This is a genomic window from Janthinobacterium sp. GW823-FHT03B06, assembly GCF_058796955.1.
The window spans coordinates 288,565-308,118 of the sequence record NZ_JBXAJE010000003.1 but is presented as its reverse complement, the minus strand read 5'-3'; the positions used below and the strand labels follow the sequence as shown (position 1 = coordinate 308,118).

Annotated in this window: 20 protein-coding genes; 17 read left to right on the top strand and 3 right to left on the bottom strand. The window is 59.9% G+C overall.

Features of this window, described 5'->3' with window-relative positions:
- Positions 1-25: 25 nt before the first annotated feature.
- Positions 26-1,291, bottom strand: coding sequence for an efflux RND transporter periplasmic adaptor subunit (locus AC1RBA_RS12470; protein ID WP_492418437.1), 1,266 nt, complete (start codon positions 1,289-1,291; stop codon positions 26-28).
- Between the two features lie 207 nt (positions 1,292-1,498).
- On the opposite strand from AC1RBA_RS12470, the gene AC1RBA_RS12465 reads away from it, so the two are divergent.
- Positions 1,499-3,064 (top strand): MutS-related protein, encoded by a 1,566-nt coding sequence (locus tag AC1RBA_RS12465; RefSeq protein ID WP_492418435.1) that lies wholly within the window; start codon positions 1,499-1,501, stop codon positions 3,062-3,064.
- A gap of 9 nt (positions 3,065-3,073) precedes the next feature.
- Here the strand turns inward: AC1RBA_RS12465 and AC1RBA_RS12460 are convergent, their stop codons facing one another.
- Positions 3,074-4,999, bottom strand: a complete 1,926-nt coding sequence (locus tag AC1RBA_RS12460) for a phosphoethanolamine transferase (RefSeq protein WP_492418432.1) — start codon at positions 4,997-4,999, stop codon at positions 3,074-3,076.
- Between the two features lie 433 nt (positions 5,000-5,432).
- Between AC1RBA_RS12460 and rpsL the strand changes: the two genes are divergently transcribed.
- From rpsL to AC1RBA_RS12430, 6 genes are all read left to right on the top strand, one after another.
- Complete coding sequence (gene rpsL, locus AC1RBA_RS12455) at positions 5,433-5,816, top strand: 30S ribosomal protein S12 (protein WP_010394376.1); 384 nt, start codon at positions 5,433-5,435, stop codon at positions 5,814-5,816.
- Between the two features lie 152 nt (positions 5,817-5,968).
- Positions 5,969-6,439: a 30S ribosomal protein S7 gene (gene rpsG, locus AC1RBA_RS12450; protein ID WP_010394377.1), complete on the top strand. Its 471-nt coding sequence runs from the start codon at positions 5,969-5,971 to the stop codon at positions 6,437-6,439.
- Between the two features lie 108 nt (positions 6,440-6,547).
- Positions 6,548-8,653 (top strand): elongation factor G, encoded by a 2,106-nt coding sequence (gene fusA, locus AC1RBA_RS12445; protein WP_070223447.1) that lies wholly within the window; start codon positions 6,548-6,550, stop codon positions 8,651-8,653.
- A gap of 72 nt (positions 8,654-8,725) precedes the next feature.
- Positions 8,726-9,916, top strand: a complete 1,191-nt coding sequence (tuf, locus tag AC1RBA_RS12440; RefSeq protein ID WP_077398776.1) for an elongation factor Tu — start codon at positions 8,726-8,728, stop codon at positions 9,914-9,916.
- A gap of 179 nt (positions 9,917-10,095) precedes the next feature.
- The gene (gene rpsJ, locus AC1RBA_RS12435) at positions 10,096-10,413 is read left to right on the top strand and encodes a 30S ribosomal protein S10 (protein WP_010394389.1); all 318 of its coding nucleotides are present in this window, start codon (positions 10,096-10,098) and stop codon (positions 10,411-10,413) included.
- 143 nt (positions 10,414-10,556) lie between these two features.
- The gene (locus AC1RBA_RS12430) at positions 10,557-11,402 is read left to right on the top strand and encodes a DUF817 domain-containing protein (RefSeq protein ID WP_121668323.1); all 846 of its coding nucleotides are present in this window, start codon (positions 10,557-10,559) and stop codon (positions 11,400-11,402) included.
- Positions 11,403-11,419: 17 nt separating this feature from the next.
- Here AC1RBA_RS12430 and AC1RBA_RS12425 read toward each other — a convergent pair whose 3' ends face one another.
- The gene (locus tag AC1RBA_RS12425) at positions 11,420-11,965 is read right to left on the bottom strand and encodes a tetratricopeptide repeat protein (protein WP_070221708.1); all 546 of its coding nucleotides are present in this window, start codon (positions 11,963-11,965) and stop codon (positions 11,420-11,422) included.
- A 164-nt stretch (positions 11,966-12,129) separates the two neighbouring features.
- Here AC1RBA_RS12425 and creB point away from each other — a divergent pair, with 164 nt between their 5' ends.
- The 10 genes from creB to rplV all read left to right on the top strand — a co-directional run bounded on the left by creB (position 12,130) and on the right by rplV (position 19,550).
- A complete protein-coding gene (gene creB / locus AC1RBA_RS12420) occupies positions 12,130-12,861 on the top strand; it encodes a two-component system response regulator CreB (RefSeq protein ID WP_492418430.1) in 732 nt (243 codons plus the stop codon).
- On the top strand, positions 12,858-14,279 hold the full coding sequence (gene creC, locus AC1RBA_RS12415) for a two-component system sensor histidine kinase CreC (RefSeq protein WP_492418428.1): 1,422 nt from the start codon (positions 12,858-12,860) through the stop codon (positions 14,277-14,279). The genes creB and creC overlap by 4 nt, the downstream gene beginning before the upstream one ends.
- 97 nt (positions 14,280-14,376) lie before the next feature.
- Positions 14,377-15,762 (top strand): cell envelope integrity protein CreD, encoded by a 1,386-nt coding sequence (gene creD / locus AC1RBA_RS12410; protein ID WP_492418426.1) that lies wholly within the window; start codon positions 14,377-14,379, stop codon positions 15,760-15,762.
- 237 nt (positions 15,763-15,999) lie between these two features.
- A complete protein-coding gene (locus tag AC1RBA_RS12405) occupies positions 16,000-16,188 on the top strand; it encodes a hypothetical protein (protein WP_070221705.1) in 189 nt (62 codons plus the stop codon).
- A gap of 325 nt (positions 16,189-16,513) precedes the next feature.
- Positions 16,514-17,170 carry a 50S ribosomal protein L3 gene (gene rplC / locus AC1RBA_RS12400; protein ID WP_010394393.1) on the top strand — a complete coding sequence of 219 codons (657 nt, stop codon included), beginning with the start codon at positions 16,514-16,516 and terminating at the stop codon, positions 17,168-17,170.
- A 3-nt stretch (positions 17,171-17,173) separates the two neighbouring features.
- Complete coding sequence (rplD, locus tag AC1RBA_RS12395) at positions 17,174-17,794, top strand: 50S ribosomal protein L4 (RefSeq protein ID WP_034753197.1); 621 nt, start codon at positions 17,174-17,176, stop codon at positions 17,792-17,794.
- Positions 17,791-18,108 (top strand): 50S ribosomal protein L23, encoded by a 318-nt coding sequence (gene rplW / locus AC1RBA_RS12390; protein WP_010394398.1) that lies wholly within the window; start codon positions 17,791-17,793, stop codon positions 18,106-18,108. The genes rplD and rplW overlap by 4 nt, the downstream gene beginning before the upstream one ends.
- Positions 18,108-18,935 carry a 50S ribosomal protein L2 gene (gene rplB, locus AC1RBA_RS12385; protein ID WP_034753198.1) on the top strand — a complete coding sequence of 276 codons (828 nt, stop codon included), beginning with the start codon at positions 18,108-18,110 and terminating at the stop codon, positions 18,933-18,935. Before rplW ends, rplB begins: the two co-directional genes overlap by 1 nt.
- Before the next feature lie 10 nt (positions 18,936-18,945).
- Complete coding sequence (gene rpsS, locus AC1RBA_RS12380; RefSeq protein ID WP_008444295.1) at positions 18,946-19,221, top strand: 30S ribosomal protein S19; 276 nt, start codon at positions 18,946-18,948, stop codon at positions 19,219-19,221.
- A complete protein-coding gene (gene rplV, locus AC1RBA_RS12375; protein ID WP_170840583.1) occupies positions 19,218-19,550 on the top strand; it encodes a 50S ribosomal protein L22 in 333 nt (110 codons plus the stop codon). The genes rpsS and rplV overlap by 4 nt, the downstream gene beginning before the upstream one ends.
- The last annotated feature ends 4 nt before the right edge of the window (positions 19,551-19,554 follow it).

Here is a 19,554-nt window from a genome sequence, read left to right as displayed (position 1 = left end):
CTTGTGGGAGTGAGATGAGTGAGATTCAGTTGAGCGAGACGCGTGCCGCGTTCTCGAAGTTTTCCGTGCCGGCGACGACCACCTTGTCGCCCAGCTTCAAGCCGTCGAGGATTTCCACGACCGCTACGCTGGTTGCGCCCAGTTTGATCGGCGTGCGCATCGCCACGCCATCGCGCACGACGTAGGCGAAACGGCCGCCTTCGGCTTCGACGAAGGAGCCGCGCGCCAGCATCAGTACACCCGGTTTTTCATCGATCAGCAGGCGCGCCGCCACGCGCTGGTTCTGGCGCAGGCCGGCCGGCTGCGCGCCGTCGAAACGCACGCGGGCCAGCACCTGGTTCTTCACCACTTCGGGCGACAGCGCCGACAGCTTGCCGGTTGCCTTGACTGCGCCCGTTTCGATCTCGGCGCGCATGCCCAGGCCCATGTCGGCCACATAGGTTTCCGGCACTTCGAGTTCGACTTCCAGCTGCGACAGGTCGACCAGCGTCATCAGCGCGGTATTGGCTTGCACCACGCTGCGGTTGGCCACCGACAGGGTGCCGATGAAGCCGTTGACGGGCGCGCGCACGGTCAGCTCGTCGACCCTGCGCTGGGCGTTGTCGCGGACGAGGCGCTGGCGTTCCAGTTCGTTGACCTTGGTCTTCAGCGCCAGGGTCACGTCTTCGCTTTCCAGGCCCGCCGCCTGCGACGCGTGCTTGCTGCGGATATCGGCGGAATTCAAGGCATCCTTCGCCTTCTGGTAATCGATCTTGGCGATGATGCCCACCTGCGCCACGCTCTCATAGCGTTCGAGCGTGCGCTGCGCGGACAGGCGCTCGATCTCGGCCGTGTCGGCTTCACGGCGCGCCAGCAGTTTCTGCTTCTTGGCCAGGATCTGCTGGCGCGCCACTTCCGCCTCCAGCTGCTGCACGCTTGACTGCTCGCGCTTGAGGGCGTCGGACAGATCAGGCGACTCCAGCACGGCCAGGATGTCGCCCTTTTTCACCGTGTCGCCCGCCTTCGCTTTCAGCGTGACGGTGGCCACCGTGGTCGAATACAGGGTGGGGCTGATCGAGGCGACCACGCGGCCCGTGACGGCCGCGTCGCGGATCAGGGTGCCGCGCGTGACGTCGGCGATGCGCAGGCGGCTGCTGTTGACGGAATGCTCGCTGTTGCGCCAGCCGGCAACGACCGCGACGGCGGCGCCGATGACGATGACGGCGCCGGCCAGCAGCAGGGCGCGTTGCCTGCGGCGCTGGCCCGGCGGGGCGGACAGTACGGCGTCTTGAGAGGAGGTATCGCGGATCATGGTCATGTCTCGTGAAGGATGACTTTTCCAATGCACGATCCATGCCAATGATTAAGTCGTTGATTTGAAAGGGAAAAAATTCGGGCGTCCGGTTGTCCGTTGTGTCCGTGCCGTCCGGCATGTCCGCGGGCGCAGGCGGCACTTGATAAATTGGCAATCGCCTGCATCTGCTGTGGCATTCCCTTCATCGACTCCTCCGCAGGCGCCATGCATCCGTTCCTCCAGCAACTTTTCCCTGCCAGCGCCTTCGAGCCGGCGCTCGATTATCCTTTCGCGCGCAGCGACGTGGCGATGCTGCAGCGGCTGACGGGCGAGGCGCCATCGCTCGATGGCCAGACCTGGGACGAGCTGCTGCTTGACCAGTATGCGGCGCAGCTGGCGCGCGAGACCAGCATCTTCGGCCAGCAGGAGCTGCACCGGCGTCTGAGCGGCGGCCAGGCCGATCCCGCCTCTGTCGCGCGCGTCCGGCGATTGCTGGACGACCCGGCACAAGTGGCCAGCCTGGAGCGCGCCTGCCTGCCCTTGCGCCAGGCCGATACAGAGGTGAGCGAGACCCTGTTCGGCGCGGCGCTGGCACCGGCGCCATGGTGGAGCGCCTGGCTATGGCTGGTGCCGCTGGCCCTGTTGCTGGCCATCGCCGCCGCCTGGCTGGTGGGCTGGCCGGCGCTGTTTGGCGTGCTGGCCGCCTGTGTCGCGCTGATGGCCGTCCAGGTGCGTTTTTACGAAAGCGCCAAGCAATGGGAGCGCACGCTCGATACCTTGCGCCTCCTGCTGAAAACCCGTGCCGCGCTGGCGCGGCTTGATGGACCGGCAGCCTTGCCATGGGCTGCCGGCGGCGCGCAGGCGGCCAGGCTGACGCGCGCCATCGAGCGCTCGCTGCTGCACTACGTGCCCTTCATCGATACGGTACTGGTCGAATATGGCGACTGGCTCCTGCTGAAAAACATCAAGCGCTATTTCCGCACGCGCCAGTTGGTGGCGCAGCAGCTGCCCTTTCTGCGCGACAGCTTCACCCAGGTGGCGCAGCTGGAAGCGGACCTGGCGCTGGCGCGGCACCTGCGCGCGCTTCCCGTGTTTTGCTGGGCGGGCACCGCGGCGCCGCGCTCCCTGGCCTTGCAGGGCATGCGGCATCCACTGCTGGCGAACGCCGCGCCGCTGTCGTTCGGCGTGCAGGGCAAGGGGGGCTTCATCTCCGGACAGAACGGTATCGGCAAGAGCACCTTGCTGCGTTGCATAGGCTTGAACCTGGTCTGCGCGCGGGCCTTTGGCTTTTGTCATGCCCACAGCGCCGATGTGCCGCGCCTGGCCGTGTATGCGAGCATGCAGAACGAGGACTCGCTCGATGGCGGCGAAAGTCTGTACATCGCCGAATTGCGCCGCGCGCGCGAATTGCTGGCGTTGGCCGAGGAGGGGACGCCGGCGCTGTTCCTGATCGACGAGATTTTTCGCGGCACGAACCACCTCGAATCGGTGGCGGCGGCCGCCGCCGTGCTGCATACGCTGGCCGCGCGCCACCTGGTGATCGTCTCGTCGCACAACCTGGTGCTGGGGCCCTTGCTGGAAGACTGCCTGGCGCCGTGGTGCGTGCGCCGCGACGATGCGGGCGCGCTGCTGCTGGCGCCCGGCGTGCTGCAGGCCACGAACGGCATCGCCCTGCTGGCACAGCGGGGCTTTGACAGCGCCATCGAAGACAAGGCGGAACGCGTCTTCGACTGGCTCAGCACGCACATGGCGCAACCGGCCGATTGCGGCGGCGTGCTGGAACGGGCCTGATGACCGCCCTTACTTGTCCTGCTTTTCCGGCGTGCTCTTGTCGATCACTTCGCGGCAATCGCCGCGGATGATGGCGTTGTCGTAGTTGGTCCAGCCGTAGCTGTCGACGTAGCGCTTGTGCTGCTTGAAGCGGGGGCTGGCGATGCTCCATTCGGGCTGTTCGCCGGCAAAGCGGATGTCGCCCAGGTCGAGCAGGGTGTGGAACATGTTTTCCGTCGACAGGCGCGCCTTCTGATGGCGCCGCAGCTGCGTCACCTTGTCCGGATAGTGCTGCTGGAATTGCGGCGAATACCAGACGAAGGCGGGCACGTGGAATTCGAACTGCGTGTTGTGCCCATGGAAGGCCAGGCGGCAGGTGCCGTCGTACAGGGTCTGGCCGTGATCGGCCACGTAGACGAGCGAGCTGCGCAGGGCAGTGCGCTGGCCGTCGTCCTTCAGCATGCCGATCACGTTCGACAGGAACCAGTCCGTGTACAGGATGGAGCTGTCGTAGCTGTTGTTCAGCTGCGGCTTGATGGCCGTGTCCGTGTAGACGGGCTTGTCGACGCCGAACAGCGACGGCTGCCACTTGTCGAACGATTTCGGATAGCGCTGGCTGTAGTTCCAGTGGCTGCCCAGGGTGTGCAGCACGATGAGTTTTTTCGGCGCCGGGTCGGCCAGCGCATTTTTGAAAGGGTCGAACAGGATCTGGTCGAAATTCGAACTGTTGGTAAAGCCGCCCAGGTTCAGGAATTGCACTACGTCCGCTTCCTTGGCGAACACGGAGACGGGCGTGTCGAACTGGCCGAACGAGATCTGGTTCGACAGCCAGTAGGTCTTGAAGCCCGCTTCCTTGTAGGCGGTGAGGAAGGATTTTTCCGAGAAGCCATCCTTGAGGCTTTGCGTGGCCGGCTTGCGCGAAATGATGACGGGCACGGACAGGCGCGTGGCGGAAACGGCCGTGATGACGTCGGCCAGCGGCACCAGGTTATTTTCCTGCTTCAGCAGGGGATTGGTGTCGCGTTCGTAGCCGTTCAGGCTCCAGCGGTCGTAGCGCGACGATTCGCCGATCACCATGACCACCACTTCCGGATGGGGATCGGGCTGTTGCTGGTGCGCGCCGAAACGGAAGCTGCTGCTCTTCTGTCCCAGCTCGGCCAGGTACCGACGCTCCTTGTAGAAATCGAAGCCGCGCGCGGCCAGGCCGAAGGGCCAGGAATTGCTGACGGTGTCGAAGGCGTAGGGCAGGCGCGCCCAGTGGGGCAGGCTGGGCCAGCCCAGGCCCGTCTCGTCGGCGCCGGCGATGCTGGCGTTCTCCGGTTTGCTGCTCTCTTCGTCTTCCTCGGCCGTTTCGTCGTCGGCCGAACTGGCGTCGCCGAAACCGGAGGCGCCCGCCTTGCCGCTGGCCGCCGGATGGCTGGCCTTGGCGGATGCGGCGGCGCTGTGCACGGCCTTGGCCTCGAAACCGAATTCGTAGCCATACCACCAGAAGCCGCCCAGCAGGATCAGCAGCACGAAGGCGGCCGGGCGCGTCTTGCCGCGCCAGTCCAGGTCGCGCGTGCGCGTGGCCGCATACCAACTCAGGGCGCACCAGGCGATCACGCCCAGCATGACGGCGCCCATCAGCCATACTTTTTGCCCGAGAAATTCCATCGCTTCCTTGGGACTGGTTTCGAAGATGATCCCCAGGTGGTGCGTGGAAATGCCCTGGCCATAGAAGATGAACAGGTAGATTTCCGTCGGCAGGGCCAGGAAGGCGGGCACCAGCAGCCAGTGGAAGTAGGCGGGGCGCTGGAACACGCTCCAGACGGCCAGCCAGGCCAGCAGCTCGAACGTGAGCATCTGCCACGGATGCTCGAGCGCGCGCCCCAGCAGCGTGGGGATGAAGGGCACGGCCGTCAGCAAGGCATACGTCAGGAGCAGGAACAGATTGGCGGGGCGAAGCAAGGAGCGCATAAAGGAGGGCGGGAGGGCAGCGAAAAATGTCCGCTATTATCAATCCTTTTGTTGTCTTGCGGTCATACAAGAATGTGCGTGCCAGATGCTTGGTCGCAGGGAAAGAGTGCCAAATCATCAAGCGTTTACGCGTGGCGGCGTCCGCGCCTCGCTGCCGAAAATTAGTCAAAACACCACAAATGCCCGCGATTTTTGCCTTTTTTTATAGCAAAAAGCGGTAAACTGATTGACCCCCTGTAACACAAGGTCTAAACTAGCGAGTTCTCGATTTTATTCTGCTCATCGTTTACGCATTACTTGGCATTTCATGGCCGCTCCTTATCGAGTGGCTGCGGGCGCCTCCGGTGCGCAGTAGATGAAAGCGGGACGAGGTTTTAGTCGCCGGGCATCTTGCCCGGGTTATTAATCGTAGTTTTTTGTTGGATTTATAACGATGCCAACCATCAATCAATTGATTCGCAATCCACGCGTCGCTTTGACCGTGAAGAGCAAATCGCCGGCGCTGGAAAACAGCCCGCAAAAACGTGGCGTCTGCACACGTGTTTACACCACGACTCCAAAGAAGCCTAACTCGGCTCTGCGTAAAGTCGCTAAAGTTCGCCTGACCAATGGTTTCGAAGTCATTTCGTACATTGGCGGTGAAGGCCATAACCTGCAAGAGCATAGTGTTGTGCTGTTGCGCGGCGGCCGCGTCAAGGATTTGCCGGGTGTGCGTTACCACATGGTTCGCGGTGCCCTCGATACCCAAGGCGTCAAAGACCGTAAGCAATCGCGTTCGAAGTACGGTACCAAGCGCGCTAAAGCTGGCAAGAAGTAATAAGTTGTACGCAGCAAACCCAAGTTTCGCTCAGTGGCAACTAGCTAAGTGAATGTAGTCGACCGCATCTGGTCGAGTAAGTGGAAGACTATGATGGTCGTCCGCGAGTGTGCGAAGAACGCGCGCTCAACTGAAGATTGAAAGGAATTGATATGCCACGTCGTCGTGAAGTACCCAAGCGCGAAATTTTGCCAGATCCAAAATTCGGCAACACTGATGTCGCTAAATTTGTAAACGTGCTGATGCTGTCCGGTAAGAAATCGGTTGCAGAAAACATCATCTACGGTGCTTTCGAGCACATCGCAGCAAAATCGGGCAAAGATCCGCTCGAAGTTTTTGCTACCGCAATCAACAACGCCAAGCCGCTGGTTGAGGTGAAATCCCGTCGCGTCGGTGGTGCAAACTACCAGGTGCCGGTCGAAGTTCGCCCAGTCCGTCGTATGGCTCTGTCCATGCGTTGGTTGCGTGAAGCTGCTAACAAGCGCAGCGAAAAATCGATGCCACAACGCCTCGGCGGTGAGCTGATGGAAGCGGCTGAAAGCCGCGGCGGCGCGATGAAAAAACGCGACGAAGTCCATCGTATGGCTGAAGCGAACAAAGCGTTCTCGCATTTCCGCTTCTAATATAAAGCCAGCTACCGCAAGGCGGCTGTCAAGCATCTGTTGTTCGAGGCCGGGCTCATTTTTGCAAAAAAATGCTGCTCGGTTTTGTCCATTCATTTAGGATTAATTATGGCCCGCAAGACCCCCATTGAGCGCTACCGCAATATCGGTATTTCCGCTCACATCGATGCAGGTAAGACGACCACGACCGAGCGCGTCCTGTTCTACACAGGCGTGAACCACAAGCTGGGCGAAGTCCATGATGGCGCAGCCACCACCGACTGGATGGCACAAGAGCAAGAGCGCGGTATCACGATTACCTCGGCTGCTGTTACGTGCTTCTGGAAAGGCATGGCAAACAACTTCCCAGCGCACCACATCAACATCATCGACACCCCAGGCCACGTTGACTTCACCATTGAAGTGGAACGTTCGATGCGCGTGTTGGATGGCGCCTGCATGGTTTACTGTGCAGTCGGCGGCGTGCAGCCACAATCGGAAACGGTATGGCGTCAGGCTAACAAGTACAAAGTGCCACGTCTGGCCTTCGTGAACAAGATGGACCGTACCGGCGCCAACTTCTTCAAGGTCTACGATCAGATGCGTTCGCGTCTGAAAGCGAACCCAGTACCTATTCAGATGCCTATCGGCGCTGAAGACGTCTTCACCGGTGTGATCGATCTGGTCAAGATGAAAGCGGTTATCTGGGACGACGCTTCGCAAGGCATGAAGTTTGAATATGGCGACATTCCTGCACACCTGGCCGCTGATGCTGCCAAGTGGCGCGAGAACATGGTTGAAGCCGCTGCTGAAGCGTCCGAAGACCTGATGAACAAGTACCTGGAAGAAGGCGACCTGTCGGAAGCCGAGATCAAGGCTGCTCTGCGTCAGCGTACCATCGCCAGCGAAATCGTTCCAATGTTGTGCGGTACCGCCTTTAAAAACAAGGGCGTGCAAGCCATGTTGGACGCGGTCATCGAGTACCTGCCATCGCCAATCGACATTCCACCTGTCCCAGGTCTGGATGACGACGAGCAGCCAGTCGAGCGCGCAGCTGACGACAATGAGAAATTCTCGGCATTGGCGTTCAAGATCGCAACCGATCCGTTCGTCGGTCAGTTGTGCTTCATCCGTTGCTACTCGGGTACCCTGAATTCGGGCGACTCGGTGTTGAACTCCGTGAAGCAGAAGAAAGAGCGTATCGGCCGTATCGTGCAGATGCAAGCGAACGAACGCGAAGAAATCAAGGAAATGCGCGCTGGCGACATCGCCGCCGTTGTGGGTCTGAAAGACACCACCACGGGCGATACGCTTTGCGACGAAAAAGCCAGCGTGGTTCTGGAGCGCATGGTCTTCCCTGAGCCGGTGATTTCGCAGGCAGTCGAGCCAAAAACCAAGGCCGATCAGGAAAAAATGGGCCTGGCGCTGAACCGCCTGGCTGCAGAAGATCCATCGTTCCGCGTGCGTACCGATGAAGAATCGGGCCAGACCATCATCGCCGGTATGGGCGAGTTGCACCTGGACATCATCGTTGACCGCATGAAGCGCGAATTCAACGTTGAAGCGACCGTCGGCAAGCCACAAGTGGCTTACCGCGAAACGATCCGTAAAGTGTGCGAAGAGTCGGAAGGCAAATTCGTCAAGCAATCGGGTGGTCGTGGTCAATACGGTCACGTGGTTCTGAAGATCGAACCGCAAGAACCGGGCAAGGGCTTCGAATTCGTTGACGCGATCAAGGGCGGTACCGTTCCTCGCGAATACATCCCTGCAGTTGAAAAAGGTGTGCGCGACACGCTGACTTCGGGCGTGATGGCTGGCTACCCAGTCGTTGACGTGAAAGTCACGCTGTTCTTCGGTTCGTACCATGATGTTGACTCGAACGAAAATGCATTCCGCATGGCCGCTTCGATGGCATTCAAAGATGGCTGCCGCAAAGCATCGCCAGTCATCCTGGAGCCGATGATGGCCGTGGAAGTGGAAACGCCGGAAGACTACGCCGGTACCGTGATGGGCGATCTGTCGTCGCGTCGCGGCATGGTGCAAGGTATGGATGAAATTGCTGGCGGTGGCGGCAAGATCATCAAGGCCGAAGTACCTCTGTCGGAAATGTTCGGTTACGCTACATCGTTGCGTTCGTCGACCCAAGGTCGTGCGACTTACACGATGGAATTCAAGCACTATGCTGAAGCACCTAAGCATGTGACTGAAGCAATCGTAAGCTCGAAAGCTAAGTAATAGAAGTTCCGGGCCGGCTTTCACGAGAATGCCGGTCCCTACATTTAAATCATTGTTCTAAGGAAGAATAAAATGGCAAAAGGTAAATTCGAACGGACCAAGCCGCACGTCAACGTCGGCACCATCGGCCACGTCGACCACGGTAAAACCACGCTGACCGCTGCAATCGCAACGGTTCTGTCGAAGAAATTCGGCGGCGAAGCTAAAGCATACGACCAGATCGATGCAGCACCAGAAGAAAAAGCGCGCGGTATCACGATCAACACCGCCCACGTCGAGTACGAAACGGAAACGCGTCACTACGCGCACGTTGACTGCCCAGGCCACGCCGATTACATCAAAAACATGATTACCGGTGCAGCCCAGATGGACGGCGCGATCCTGGTGTGCTCCGCAGCTGACGGCCCAATGCCACAGACCCGCGAACACATCCTGCTGGCCCGCCAAGTTGGCGTTCCATACATCATCGTGTTCCTGAACAAGTGCGACCTGGTCGACGACGCAGAGCTGCTGGAACTGGTTGAAATGGAAGTGCGCGAGCTGTTGTCGAAGTACGAATTCCCAGGCGACGACCTGCCAATCATCAAAGGTTCGGCACGTATGGCGCTGGAAGGCAAAGAAGGCGAAATGGGCGTGGACGCAGTGCTGCGTCTGGCCGATGCGCTGGATGCTTACATCCCAACGCCAGAGCGCGCTGTTGACGGTGCGTTCCTGATGCCAGTGGAAGACGTGTTCTCGATCTCGGGTCGCGGTACCGTTGTGACCGGTCGTATCGAGCGCGGCATTGTCAAAGTCGGCGAAGAGATCGAAATCGTCGGTATCACCGATACCGTCAAAACGACTTGCACCGGCGTGGAAATGTTCCGCAAGCTGCTGGACCAAGGTCAAGCTGGCGACAACGTTGGTCTGCTGCTGCGCGGCACCAAGCGTGAAGACGTGCAACGTGGTCAAGTTCTGGCCAAGCCAGGCTCGATCAAGCCGCATGCGCACTTCACCGGCGAGATCTATGTTCTGTCGAAAGACGAAGGCGGCCGTCATACGCCATTCTTCAACAACTATCGTCCACAGTTCTACTTCCGCACGACGGACGTAACCGGTTCGATCGAGTTGCCAGCAGACAAAGAAATGGTCATGCCAGGCGATAACGTGTCGATCACCGTCAAGCTGATCAACCCGATCGCGATGGAAGAAGGCCTGCGCTTCGCTATCCGTGAAGGCGGCCGTACCGTCGGCGCTGGTGTTGTTGCAAAAATCATCGCTTAATTATTGAGCGAATATAAAAGAAGACGCGTCGTCGCCCGGCGCCCTTCTTTTTATTCAACTGCCGGGGTTGGCAAGCATTTTGGTGCTATCATGTCGACCCTGACGGTTGTTGCGTCAGAAATTCCCGTATGACCTCATTGCCGTGCAAATCGCGCGGTTCGTTCTTTTAAGGAAATATCATGTCGGCACCAAACCAAAAAATCCGTATCCGCCTGAAGGCTTTCGATTACAAGCTGATCGACCAGTCCGCTCTGGAAATCGTTGAGACCGCGAAGCGCACCGGCGCTGTCGTCAAAGGCCCAGTACCACTGCCTACCCGTATTCAGCGTTTCGATGTGCTGCGTTCCCCGCACGTCAACAAAACTTCGCGCGATCAGTTCGAGATCCGTACGCACCAACGCCTGATGGACATCGTTGACCCAACGGACAAAACCGTTGACGCGCTGATGAAGCTGGACCTGCCAGCTGGTGTTGATGTCGAAATCAAACTGCAATAATCGTTTTTAAGAAGGCTGGCGGGGTATCCCGCCGCCTGAGATGGGGCCGGGCCTGCTCACGATCGTGAGTGCGCCCGGCCCCATTGCTTTTGTGCCGTGCAAAACCACTTTACAGTGCCGCCCCCGCCCGATAAAGTTGCCGCATGCTCAACGCCCTCGATACCCACCTGCTCAATGCAACTCCCCGTCAGCGCCTGCGCGGCTGGCCGCGCTTCCTGACCGAATTTTTGTATTTCGGCATCAAGGAGGCGAGGTCATGCCTGTTTGTGGGGCTGTTTTTTGCTGCCGTGTTCCTGGTGCCGCGCGCCGGCCTGTTCGGCCTGCCGCGCTATGACGTGCTGCTGCTGGTAGCGCTGGCGATCCAGGGCGCGATGGTCTGGAGGGGGCTGGAAACGTGGGATGAATTGAAAGCCATCTGCCTGTTTCATGCGGTCGGCTTCGCGCTGGAGGTGTTCAAGGTGTCGGGGACGATACAGTCGTGGAGCTATCCCGACTTTGCCTACACCAAGGTGTTTGGCGTTCCCCTGTTTTCCGGCTTCATGTATGCGGCCGTGGGCAGCTACATCATCCAGACCTGGCGCCTGCTCGACATGCGGATCCGCCACCATCCGCCGTACTGGATGGCGGTGCTGATCGCGCTGCTGATCTACGCTAACTTCTTTACCCACCACTACATCGGCGACTATCGCTGGTACCTGGCCGCCTGTGCGCTGGGCTTGTATGCGCGCACCACCGTGGTGTTCCGCCCGCTCGACCGCGACCGCAGCATGCCCCTGCTGCTCGGTTTCGTGCTGGTCGGCTTCTTCATCTGGCTGGCCGAAAACATCAGCACCTTCTGGGGCGTGTGGCGCTATCCGAACCAGCTTGGCGCGTGGTCGGTGGTGCACGTCAGCAAATGGAGCTCATGGTCGCTGCTGGTGGTGATGACGTTCACCATCGTGGCCCACCTCAAGCACATCAAGGCCAGCATCCACGTGGCCCAGCCTTAGGCGCAGGCAGTCGCTTATTACAGGCTGGCCGCCACCGCCTCGAAGCGCGCGCCCAGCGCTGCTTGCGGGCCGCCTTGCAGCTGTTTGGCGTACTGGCGCAGCACTTCTGCCGAATACGTGCGCGAGCCGGGCGACAGCTTCGGCAGCAGCGGCAGCACGCGTTCCAGATAGCCCGTGCCTTCCTGCCATTTGCCTTGCGCGGCCAGGGCCGACGCCAGTTCCACCATGCGGCGGCCGACGCGCGCATCGCTGCGCGGCTGCGCCGTCTCCTCCGTGTCCAGGGCTTGCCGGTACAGTTGCTCCGCTTCGGCATTCTTGCCCTGCAAGCGCTTGATGCGGCCCAGGTTGGACTGGCGCTGCGAGACGATGTCCGCGCCGGCCCCGGCCTGCTCGGCGCTGCGCAGCGCCTGTACGCAAGCCAGTTCCGCTTCGCCAAACTGGCCTTTGCGTTCGGCCGCGTTACAGGCATCTTGTTGTGCGTTGGAGGTGGCGAGTGTCGCTGGCGCCGTGCAGGCGGCCAGCAGGCTGACAGCGCATAGCAGGCTGATGGTATGGGTCTTCATAGTCTCCTCGGACGGGTGTCAAACACGGTGTATCGGCGGAGTCATGCCGTAATAAATATACTCCAAGTTTTTTGGGGCGGGTGGCTTTTCGCCGGCCGCGCGATTGACGCAGCTTGCATGCTTCAGTGATACTCCGGGATTGTCCACTAATGCGTGCCGCCGCCATGTCCAAGACTGTCCTGATCGTGGAAGATGAACAGGCGATTGCCGACAGCATCGCCTATGCCCTGCGCACGGACGGCTTTACGCCGCGCCATGTGATGTTGGGCGAGCACGCCCTGGCCGCGCTGCGCCCCATGTCCGGCGAAGACGCTCAGACGCCTGTTCTCGTGGTGCTCGACGTGGGCTTGCCTGACATGAGCGGGCTGGAAGTATGCCGCCGGCTGCGCCAGTTTTCCGAGGTGCCGGTGATCTTCCTGACGGCCCGCAGCGACGAGATCGACCGTATCGTCGGCCTGGAAATCGGCGCCGACGATTACGTCACCAAACCGTTTTCGCCGCGCGAGCTGGTGGCGCGCATCCGCGTCATCCTGCGCCGCACAGGCGTCGCCCAGGCGCCGCGCAAGGCGGGCATGACGATAGCTGCGCCTGCCGTCGCGACCGCGCCGGCGCGCTTCGAGTTGCGCGCGCTCGAGGCGAGGGTCCTGTTTCACGGCCAGCCGCTGGACCTGACCCGCTATGAATACCTGTTGCTGAAAACCCTGCTCGAGCATCCGGGCCACGTGCTGTCGCGCGCGCAGCTGATGGAGCGCGTGTGGAGCGGGGCGCCCGACACGCTCGAGCGCACGGTCGATGCGCATGTCAAATCGCTGCGCGCCAAGCTGCGTGCCGTCAATGCGCAGGCCGACCCCATCCACACCCACCGTGGCCTCGGCTACAGCCTGGCCGGCGCATGAAGATCGGCCTGCGCATTCTGCTCGGCTACTTCCTGATCGTCGGACTGGCCGCGTGGTTCCTGCTGAATGTCTTCATGGAGCAGGTCAAGCCGGGCGTGCGCTCGACCCTGGAAGACACCCTGGTCGACACCTCGCAGCTGCTGGCCAGCCTGGTGGCGCCCGACGTGAAGGCGGGCACGCTGGCGCAATCGCCCGTGGCCGCGCGCATGCAGGATTACGCGCGCCATGGCGTGGACGTCAATATCAATGGCGTGCGCAAGCGCACGCTCGATTACCGCATCACCATCACGGACCGGCACGGCATCGTGCTGTTCGACTCCAGCGGGCGCGACGTGGGGCGCGACTATTCGCGCTGGAATGACGTGTATCTGACCTTGCAGGGCAAGTATGGCGCGCGCAGCACGCGCAGCCGGCCCGACGACGAGATGTCGACCGTGATGCACGTGGCCGCGCCGATTCGCGACGGCAATGAGGTCATCGGCGTGCTGACGGTGGCCAAGCCGAACGCCAGCGTACAAGCGTTTGTCGAGCGCAGCCAGCGCAAGATCCTGCAGCGCGGCGCCGTGCTGTTGCTGCTGTCGCTGCTGATCGGCCTGGCGTTCGCGTGGTGGCTGCACCATGCGCTGGGCAAGCTGATGACCTATATCGGCGATGTGGAAGCGGGGCGCAAGGTGGCGCTGCCGGCGCTGGGTACGAACGAGATCGGCACCCTGGGGCGGGCGCTGGAGGCGATGCGCACGCGTCTGGAAGGCAAGGAATACGTGGAGCAGCTGATGCATACGCTGACGCATGAATTGAAAAGCCCGATCGCCGCCATCCAGGCCTCGGCCGAGTTGCTGCAGGAAGACATGCCGCCGGCCGAGCGGCGCCAGTTCCTTGCCAGTATCCTCGAGCAGAACGCGCGCCAGCGGCAATTGATCGACAAGCTGCTGGCCCTCGTGCGCGTGGAGAAGCAGCAGCGCCTCGACCACCCCGAGCGCATCGCGCTGGGGCCCCTGCTCGCGCAAGTGGCGCAGGATGCGGCCGCCACGCTGGCGGCGCGCGGCGTGCGCCTGCAGCTGCAGTGCGAAGAGTTGAGTGTGGACGGCGATGCCTTGCTGCTGCGCCAGGCGTTGGGCAATCTGCTCGATAACGCGGCCGGCTTTGCGCCGCCGGGCAGCTGCATCGATGTGACGGCGCATCGCCGGGGCACGCACGTGGAAATCGCCGTGCGCGACCGCGGCGCAGGCATCCCCGCGTATGCGCTGGAGCGCGTCTTCGAGCGTTTTTACTCCCTGCCGCGCCCGAGCGCCGGCAAGAGCACGGGCCTGGGCCTGCCCTTCGTGCGCGAGGTCGCTTCCTTGCATGGCAGCACGGTCGAGGTGCTCAATCATGCGGACGGTGGCGCCTGCGCGCGCCTGTGCCTGCCGCTGGCTTAGCACACTCTTAGCGCGCTTTATTTGCCCGCTTCACACGGACTGCATCGTCAGCGCATACAGTTTTTTTACACTGGCCGCCTTACTTCAAGGATGCGCCATGCAAAAAACTCTGTTAGTCAAAGCGTTGATCGTGTTCGGCCTGATGCTGATAATCGGCCTGCCTTTGCTGATGATTCAGGAAACGATCAAGGAGCGGATGGAATTCCGCCAGGAAGCCGTCAACAGCATCGCCGCCGATTCGGTGCGCGAACAAACCATCATCGGCCCCATCCTGGTGATTCCCTACACGGAGCAGTATGAAGAGCGCGTGGAGGTGGCCAAGGGCGATGACAAGGAAGCGAAATCGGCGGTGCGCACGGAGTTGTTGCGCCGCACGGTGCAGCGCCGTCTGCTTGTCTACCCGAACAATTTACTGCTCAACGGTAACATCGACACGGACCGCCGCTACCGCGGCATCCACCAGGTGCTGGTCTACAGCGGCCAGCACGCGTTCAAGGGCGACTTCACGGTGCCTGCCGGCAGCCAGCTGCCGCGCAAGTCGCCGGATTCGCGCGTGACCCTGGGTGCGCCGTTCGTGGCCCTGTCCATCGAGGACGTGCGCGGTATCCGTAATATTCCGAAAATCGACTGGGGCGGCCAGAAGATCGAGTTCGAGCAGGGCACCGACCTGTTTGCCTTCCGCAGCGGCCTGCATGCGCCGCTGGGCGCCATGCCTTTGACGGCACCGCAGCAGGTGCACTTCAGTTTTGATCTGGGCCTCGACGGCATCGAACGCCAGCACTTCGTGCCAGTGGCGAAAAACAGTCAGATCAGCATCAAGTCGAACTGGCCGCATCCGCAGTTTGGCGGGCGCTTCCTGCCGTCGCCGAAATTCCGCCAGATCAACGCCGATGGCTTTCAGGTCGAGTGGAGCATCTCCTCGCTGGCCACCAATGCGCAAACGCAGCTGAGCACGATCGAGGGCGAGTTCAAGGTGCCCGACAGTGCGCCGCTGGGCCAGATCGACCGCTTCAGCGTGGGCTTCATCGAGCCGGTGAACGTGTATTCGCAATCGGACCGGGCCACCAAATATGGCTTGCTGTTCGTGGCACTGACCTTTGCCGCCTTCTTCATCTTTGAAATCCTGAAAAGCCTGCCGATCCACCCCGTGCAATATCTGCTGGTGGGCCTGTCGCTGGTGATCTTTTTCCTGCTGCTGGTGGGCCTGGCGGAACACATCGCCTTCCTGACCGCCTATCTGATCGCCAGCGCCGCCTGTATCGTGCTGACCAGCTTTTATCTGGTGCACGTGCTGCACAACGCCTGGCGCGGGATCGGCTTCGGCGTGGGGCTGACCATGCTGTATGGCGCCCTGTATGGCTTGCTGAGCTCGGAAAACAATGCGCTGGTGATGGGCAGCATCCTGCTGTTTGCCGTGCTGGCCGCCATCATGGTGGCGACGCGCAAGGTGGACTGGTATCAGATTGGCAAAGGAGCGCCGTAAGAGTAAGACTTACCTGGGCGCCATGCGCCACCTTGCAGCCAGCCCGGACAGTGATATGCCCGGGCTGGCTTTTGCATTTTGCGCGGGGAAAGAACTGCAGCATTAATTGGTAGTTGGTTGGTATGCTATTGGCATTGCTTTTTAGGTAATGGCGGGCGCCGTGGCGTCTGCCCGGGGCGGTGCGAGGATGGCGTGGCGTCCTGGTTGTTTGTCCATCCGATAAAACGGAGATGCAATATGATCAAGAAGACGATGGTTTTTCTGTTTGCGTTGGGCCTGAGCGCCTCGTACGCGTTTGCCGCCGGCGACGTCACGCAGTGCTATAGCGAGTGCGGGCAAAAAGTGGCGAATTGCCGGGCGCACCTCGGCGGCAGCCCGATCTGCGAGGACCTGTATGAACATTGCCTGATCAACTGCCAGCAATAAGCTTTTCCGGGTGCCACGCCCAGGATGAGTGGAGCAGGGCGCACATGCCATGGCGCGCCCTGTGTCTTTCTGCCATCGCCCGCAAGGGCGCATGCCGCCGTGCTTTGCGCCTGTTAAATTGCCTTGCGGCAGCGTTTTTCAGGGGCGCCGACAACTCCCGCAGGGGCGTCGCGCAACACTTTGACATACCTCGTGTTAACTTGTTGCGTCAAGGGTTTTTGTGCTATATACTAGCCGGCTTCGGTATGGATTCGTCTTTTTTGAGTCCTACGTTACTTTGTAGTTAAACAAGCCCCGCCCAATCGCAGGTGGGAATGGAGAAAAAATGAGCCTAGGCCTTCTCGGTCGCAAGGTTGGTATGATGCGCATTTTCACGGATGAAGGGGATTCGATCCCGGTCACCGTGTTGGACGTATCGAACAACCGTGTTGCGCAAATCAAAACCCCTGAAACAGATGGCTACTCCGCTGTTCAGGTCGCATTCGGTCAACGTCGCGCTTCCCGCGTGACCAAAGCTGTTGCTGGTCATCACGCTAAAGCTGGCGTTGAAGCCGGTACTCTGTTGAAAGAGTTCCGTGTCGACGCTGCCAAAGCCGCTGAACTGAAAGCTGGCGATGTTGTCGCTGCTTCCCTGTTCGAAGTCGGTCAAAAGATCGACGTGCAAGGCGTTACCATCGGTAAAGGCTATGCAGGCGTTATCAAACGTTACCACTTCGCTTCTGGCCGTGCAACGCACGGTAACTCGCGTTCGCACAACGTTCCAGGTTCCATCGGTATGGCACAAGATCCAGGTCGCGTTTTCCCTGGTAAGCGCATGACCGGTCATCTGGGTGACGTTAACCGTACGATCCAGAACCTCGTGATCGCCCGTATCGATGCCGACCGTCAGCTGCTGCTGGTCAAAGGCGCGATTCCAGGTGCGAAAAATGGCCAGGTAGTTGTCTCGCCAGCCATCAAAACCAAAGCCAAGAAGGGAGCTTAAACGATGGAACTCAAGCTTCTGAATGCGCAAGGTCAAGCCGCCTCGAACGTTGCTGCAGCCGATACGATTTTCGGCCGTGACTACAATGAAGCGCTGATCCACCAAGTCGTCATCGCTTATCAAGCGAATGCACGTAGTGGTAACCGCAAGCAAAAAGACCGTGAAGAAGTTCACCACACGACGAAAAAGCCATGGCGCCAAAAAGGTACCGGCCGCGCTCGTGCTGGTATGTCGTCGTCGCCACTGTGGCGCGGCGGTGGTCGGATTTTCCCGAACTCGCCTGACGAAAACTTCACCCACAAAGTGAACAAAAAGATGTATCGCGCAGGTATCTGCTCGATCCTGTCGCAGCTGGCTCGCGAAGAGCGCCTGATCGTCATCGACGATCTGACGATCGACGCGCCAAAAACCAAGCTGCTGTCGCAAAAATTGAACGGCCTGGGCTTTGATTCGGTTCTGATCATCACCGACGTTCTGAACGAAAACCTGGAACTGGCATCGCGCAACCTGCCTAACGTACTCGTCGTTGAGCCACGTCACGCAGACCCGATGTCCCTGGTGTTCTACAAGAAGATCCTGGTCACCAAAGCTGCATTGGCCAAGATTGAGGAGATGCTGGCATGAGCGCGATTTTGAAACATAGCGAAGAACGCTTGATGAAGGTGCTGTTGGCGCCCGTGATTTCCGAAAAGGCCACCATGGTCGCGGAAAAGAACGAGCAAATTGTATTCCGCGTACTGCCGGATGCAACCAAGCCTGAAATCAAGGCAGCGGTCGAACTGCTGTTCAAGGTTGAAGTTCTGTCCGTGCAAACTGCAAACCGCGAAGGTAAGCAAAAGCGCACCGGCAAGTTCAACGGTCGTCGTAACCATACCAAGCGTGCTTTCGTGTGCCTGAAGCCTGGCCAGGAAATCAACTTCTCCGAGGAGGCTGCATAATGGCACTCGTTAAGATGAAACCAACCTCGCCAGGCCGTCGCGGCATGGTGAAGGTGGTGAATGCCGACCTGTACAAAGGTCGTCCGTTCGCTGCCCTGGTTGAAAAGAAATCCAAGACCGCTGGTCGTAACAACAACGGTCACATCACCACCCGTCATATCGGTGGTGGTCATAAGCAACACTACCGCTTGATCGACTTCAAGCGCACCAAAGATGGTATTCCGGCGAAAGTGGAACGTATCGAATACGATCCAAACCGCACCGCGAATATCGCTCTGTTGTGCTACGCCGACGGCGAACGTCACTACATCATCGCAACCAAAGGCATGGCCGTTGGCGACAGCGTGATGAACGGTTCGGAAGCACCGATCAAATCGGGTAACTGCTTGCCAATCCGTAACATCCCAGTCGGTACCGTGATGCATTGCGTCGAAATGCTGCCAGGTAAAGGTGCCCAAATGGCACGTACCGCCGGCGCTGGCGTTGTGCTGATGGCACGTGAAGGTACCTACGCTCAAGTGCGTCTGCGCTCGGGTGAAGTACGTCGCGTGCACATCGAGTGCCGTGCAACGGTTGGTGAAGTCGGCAATGCCGAGCATAGCCTGCGTAAAATCGGTAAAGCTGGTGCGATGCGCTGGCGCGGTGTTCGTCCTACCGTTCGCGGTGTGGTCATGAACCCGGTCGATCACCCGCACGGTGGTGGTGAAGGTAAAACAGCAGCTGGTCGTCATCCAGTTTCGCCATGGGGCCAACAGACCAAGGGTAAGAAGACACGCAGCAACAAGCGTACTACTTCCATGATCGTCTCGCGCCGCGGCAAGAAATAAGGGGTAGCACATGACACGTTCATTGAAAAAAGGGCCGTTCTGTGACGCCCACCTGGTGAAAAAAGTTGAAGCCGCACAAGCAGCCAAAGACAAAAAGCCAATCAAAACCTGGTCGCGTCGTTCGACAATCATGCCTGACTTCATCGGCCTGACGATCGCGGTGCATAACGGCAAGCTGCACGTGCCGGTTTATGTTTCCGAAAACATGGTTGGTCACAAGCTCGGCGAATTCGCACTGACCCGTACGTTCAAGGGCCATGCAGCTGACAAAAAGGCTAAGAAATAATGGAAACTAAAGCTATCCTCAAAGGTGTGCGCCTGTCGGACCAAAAGGGCCGCCTGGTTGCTGACCTGATCCGTGGCAAGAAAGTTGACGCTGCACTCAACATCTTGCAATTCAGCCCGAAAAAAGGTGCTGCGATCATCAAACGCGTTCTGGAATCCGCTATTGCGAATGCCGAGCACAATGATGGCGCGGACATCGACGAATTGTTCGTGAAAACGATCTACGTCGAAAAGGGCCCGGTCCTGAAGCGCTTCACCGCGCGTGCAAAAGGCCGTGGCGACCGTATTTCGAAACAATCCTGTCACGTTTACGTGACTGTCGGTAACTAAGGAG